At 58.5% G+C, this 3,967-nt stretch carries 6 protein-coding genes; 5 read left to right on the top strand and 1 reads right to left on the bottom strand.

The window, feature by feature from the left end; translation table 11 throughout:
* Nucleotides 1-552: 552 nt before the first annotated feature.
* The 3 genes from NCS00_RS33115 to NCS00_RS33125 are packed head-to-tail and all read left to right on the top strand — an operon-like array spanning nucleotide 553 to nucleotide 1,800.
* The gene (locus NCS00_RS33115) at nucleotides 553-1,074 is read left to right on the top strand and encodes a replication/maintenance protein RepL (RefSeq protein ID WP_250442262.1); all 522 of its coding nucleotides are present in this window, start codon (nucleotides 553-555) and stop codon (nucleotides 1,072-1,074) included.
* The gene (locus NCS00_RS33120) at nucleotides 1,075-1,452 is read left to right on the top strand and encodes a hypothetical protein (RefSeq protein ID WP_250442263.1); all 378 of its coding nucleotides are present in this window, start codon (nucleotides 1,075-1,077) and stop codon (nucleotides 1,450-1,452) included. It abuts the gene before it with no gap.
* Nucleotides 1,453-1,512: 60 nt separating this feature from the next.
* Nucleotides 1,513-1,800 carry a hypothetical protein gene (locus tag NCS00_RS33125; protein WP_250442264.1) on the top strand — a complete coding sequence of 96 codons (288 nt, stop codon included), beginning with the start codon at nucleotides 1,513-1,515 and terminating at the stop codon, nucleotides 1,798-1,800.
* Here NCS00_RS33125 and NCS00_RS33130 read toward each other — a convergent pair.
* Complete coding sequence (locus NCS00_RS33130) at nucleotides 1,768-3,069, bottom strand: KfrB domain-containing protein (RefSeq protein WP_250442265.1); 1,302 nt, start codon at nucleotides 3,067-3,069, stop codon at nucleotides 1,768-1,770. The two genes, NCS00_RS33125 and NCS00_RS33130, sit on opposite strands and share 33 nt — an antisense overlap.
* A 181-nt stretch (nucleotides 3,070-3,250) precedes the next feature.
* On the opposite strand from NCS00_RS33130, the gene NCS00_RS33135 reads away from it, so the two are divergent.
* Complete coding sequence (locus tag NCS00_RS33135) at nucleotides 3,251-3,592, top strand: hypothetical protein (protein ID WP_250442266.1); 342 nt, start codon at nucleotides 3,251-3,253, stop codon at nucleotides 3,590-3,592.
* A 24-nt stretch (nucleotides 3,593-3,616) separates the two neighbouring features.
* A complete protein-coding gene (locus NCS00_RS33140; protein ID WP_250442267.1) occupies nucleotides 3,617-3,931 on the top strand; it encodes a hypothetical protein in 315 nt (104 codons plus the stop codon).
* Nucleotides 3,932-3,967: the final 36 nt, after the last annotated feature.

Raw genomic sequence — 3,967 nt, forward strand, 5'->3', positions numbered from 1 at the left:
ACAGCCGGGGACAAGTCCCTTCGGACTTGCCCCCAGCCTGACCACAGGGCCCCTCGCGACGTGGGGCCTACGGCGTGACTCGCTTCGCTCGCCCAAATTGCACATATGTGCCTTAAAACCTCCTTCTGGAAGCGATAGCGGGTCTCAGAACCGCAGGAAGGTTTCGCCCGGTGCTCACAGGCACCCGGTTGAGCGGTGGGCGGCCGTAGGCCGTCTAGCGCGATTTATCCGGGTCTTGGCGCTTTAGCGCCTAGACCGGTGCGCCAGAAGCGCATCTGGCCCCCTCCGGGGGCCGTCAAGCCGCCGAAGGCGGCGTTCATGCCCCCTCTGGGGGCCTGAAGTCAAAAACCACCTCGAACATATTAAAAAGGCCGAACATTTTCGAAAATTGGCCTTAAAGCCTTACCAGTAAAGGGATACAGCGATTTTTCACCTGTGCAGCAGATTGCACAACGTTGTGCAATCTGACGACACATTTGCAGTTAAAACAGCAAATTTTGGTCGTTTGAGTGGTAGTATGGGTGCATTAAAATGCATTTACAGTGCTCGAAAATGACCAACCTAACGCTTCCAAAAGATGATTCCCGCGGGCAAGTCCAAGGGTGGCTTCAAGTCGACAAGAAAGCACATCAAAAGATGTGGCAGTTCGGGCTGAAAAACCCCACAGGACTGGCCGTCCTGCACTTCCTCACATCCCGCCTCAATCGCGGGACAAACGGCGTGGTAATGAGCTACGCGGCTATGGCGCAGGCAATGGGCATTGCCGATCGAACAGCTAAAACAGCGATCGCGGCTCTCGCAGAGGCCAAATTTATCCAGATCCTCAAATCCGGAAAATCGAACGTCTACATCATCAATAGCCAAGTCGCGTGGCAGGGGAAAAGAGGTGGTCGGTTCGCTGCTTTCAATGCCGAAATCGTTGTCGCTGAGTCTGAACAGGCAGTGCCGGTGGATATGCTCATCGAAGAAAGCAAGGAGTTGCAGACAGTTCCGCAGCTCGTGCAGGGCGAACGCCTTCTGGTGAGCAACGAGGACATTGACCCACCCGACCAACAAGAAATGGAGCTTCCTTGAATGGCCGTCGTGTCGATTTCTGAGGCTGCTCGTCTCACGGGCAAAAGTCGCAAGACGATCCAGCGCTATGTCGCAGATGGGCGCATCTCCATGTCCCAGCATGTCGCAGGCAGCAAGGGAATCGACATTGCAGAGCTGATAAGGGTTTTCGGCGATCTGTCCCAACCTATCCCTGCGCTGTCTCATGAGACAGTGTCGCAGGCTGACGCACCCCCTGTCCCACCCGATGTCGCAGCTACTTTGGCCCAGCTGCAGGCCGAAAATGCGTTGCTAAAAGCGCAACTGGAAGCGAAGGACGCCAATCTGGCCGACCTGCGACAGTCCCTGCGACTTTTGGAGCATGTCCCAGCCAAACGGCGATGGTGGTTCCTGAAATAGCAGCGTGATAGATTGCTGTCGCAATAGCGATCACCCCGATATCTGGGAATGCCGCCTTTTATGCCGCAAAAGCCCATCACCGAGTTGGATTTTGACGAGCTATCCCGCTTGATCGCGCACGATGATGGCGCAGCAGCGAAGGCACATCTTGCTGCAGGCCATCCCATCTACTATCGCGAGCCGGACACGCCAGCCGGTCTCTGCATCAAGGAATATCCGAACGGCTCGCGTGAGTTGGTCACTTTCGACCGTGCGACGGGCAAAGAAGTATTCGTCCGATTTCTCACCTCGAAAACCTCCCATCCCAGCTCGGACTCATCGAATCCGGGGCCGACTTCGATCGAGTGACCGATCGGGCTTCTGCTCGACCCTGCCACGCCCGTTGTCGTACTGGATCAGGACTTTATCGCCAGCCTGATAGCTTCCGCTCAGCTTGGCCCGATCGTGTAGAACCGCCTCTCGGCGACCCCAATCCTGGGCGACGTGGAAATCGGTCACCAACAAGACGTGCCCGGAGTAACGCCCATGCGCCTCATTCACAGGCGACCGGGACAGCGCATAGGGCGTCGGCAGTTTGGCCAGCTGTGCTTTCGCAGCCTCAACATCGCGCGCGCGTTTTTCTCTTTCGCTCACGATCTTCGGCGGATTACGCTGCAGATCGGCTTCCATCGCCGCGTGGAACGCTTTGAGGCGCGCGCTCGGATCCGGCACATCGTCCCCCACGAGCATCCGTCGACGCTCTTCGACGCTCAGCGACGACAAGGGCGCCGGCGCAGTCTGGCGCTGCTGTTCTCGTTCGGCCTTGGCGGTACTAATATCGCCCGTCAGGTCGATGATCTGGCTTTGCAATGCCTGACGCTCGGCAATGATCTTTTCGAACTCGATGCGCTTGAGGCGCAGCTCGCGCACGCGCGCCAACCGCGCCTCACGCGCGACGTTGAAGTCCGCGCGCGGGTGCGCCGGCCCCAGCTTCGGCTCAGGCTCCTGGCGAGGATTAGCCTTCATCGAGATCCGGGCATCGACGCCCAGACGCTCGAGCTCGGCATTCACCAGGCGCTCATATCGCATCCGCACGTCCGTCACGAACGTCTTGGCGTTCATCGCCCGGTCTTTGGCCGCACCGCCCTTGGCCGGATCGGCGGGCATCATCTCCTTGGTGACGCGATGACGATAGGGCGCGGCTGCCCGCTTGAAGAACTGTTCCGGGCCGCGCTCGATCCCGTCGAGCTGGCGCTCGGAGAACATCAGATGGACGTGGACGTTGCGCGCACCATCGGCGGCTTTGGCGTCGTGCATCGCCAGCGTGTACGGGTGCTTCACACCGACGATGCCATCGGCCATCCGGCGCGCGAACCGGATCTGGTCTTCTCGCTCAGTGAGCTCGCGCGGCACGGCGTACTGCAACTCCGTGTAAGCGCGCCCATTGGCGCGCTCGTTGGCGTCCGCGGCCTGCCAAAAAGCCATCGGATCAGCGGTGGCGAAGCTCGGCATGTTGCCGTGCTCGATGTGCTCCACATCGGCGCGATCGCCGTAGCGCCCTTCGCCCTGCACATACAGGGCGTGCGGCCCGCCTTTGCCGGCGAGGCCGCGCCGGACGGAGCAATGCGAAATAGCCATTGAGCGAGCGACGGTTTTTGGTTTGGGGTGCAGGGGCCTCGGCCCTTGCCGCGATTGTTTCCTGAAAGGAAACGAGGAATCGCGCTTCTCTTCCTTCGGAGGAGAAGCCTACCACCGGCCGCGCACCACAAACAATCGCCCTTATACTGCAAACACAGAACAACAACCAGCAGGGGTATCCGTGACAGAATCGATCGAAAGCAAAGAACAGCGTCTCCAAAAGCTCAGAGAGCGCCAACAGGCATTGTTGGACAAGGCCAAGGCCGTGCAAAAACGCATCGAGCGCGTCGAATCCGTTCAAAAGGCTAAAACGAAGAAAAGTGACGATCGAACGAAGCTATTGATCGGCGTTGCAGTGCTGGAGCTTGCTAAGACGAACCCCCACCTGCAAAAAATGATCAGGGAGAGTGTGCGCGTCCTTAGACCGCAGGAGCAGACCTTTCTGACTGAGCAATCGGCGCTGTGGGCTACGTTCGAAGCCTTGTCGAAAGAAGAACCCGTACCGGCAGAACCCCGCTTATGAAAGCCCAAAATGCCAAGGCCCGAGATGACTAAAAAACCGACCACACCGCCTTTATTTCAGAACCGGCCCCATTTCGAACTGCTGTTGGCGGTGCAGGCCCAGATACGAGATCGCGAAAAGGAGCTGATCAACATCCGTGTGTGGATGACCCAATCACAGCGGCCCGTCTTCGAGGAAAGGCTTGAAGCTTTAAATGTGCTTTCCATGCTCGAAATCGAGCTAGAAAAATGGAAAACGCTTGAAAAAAACATCCTAAATCGCAAGTTTTTCAAATCTAGGAGCGCCCGCGTCCCCGTGGACAGCCGGGGACAAGTCCCTTCGGACTTGCCCCCAGCCTGACCACAGGGCCCCTCGCGACGTGGGGCCTACGGCGTG

Source organism: Caballeronia sp. AZ1_KS37 (assembly GCF_023631165.1).
Taxonomy (GTDB): domain Bacteria; phylum Pseudomonadota; class Gammaproteobacteria; order Burkholderiales; family Burkholderiaceae; genus Caballeronia; species Caballeronia zhejiangensis.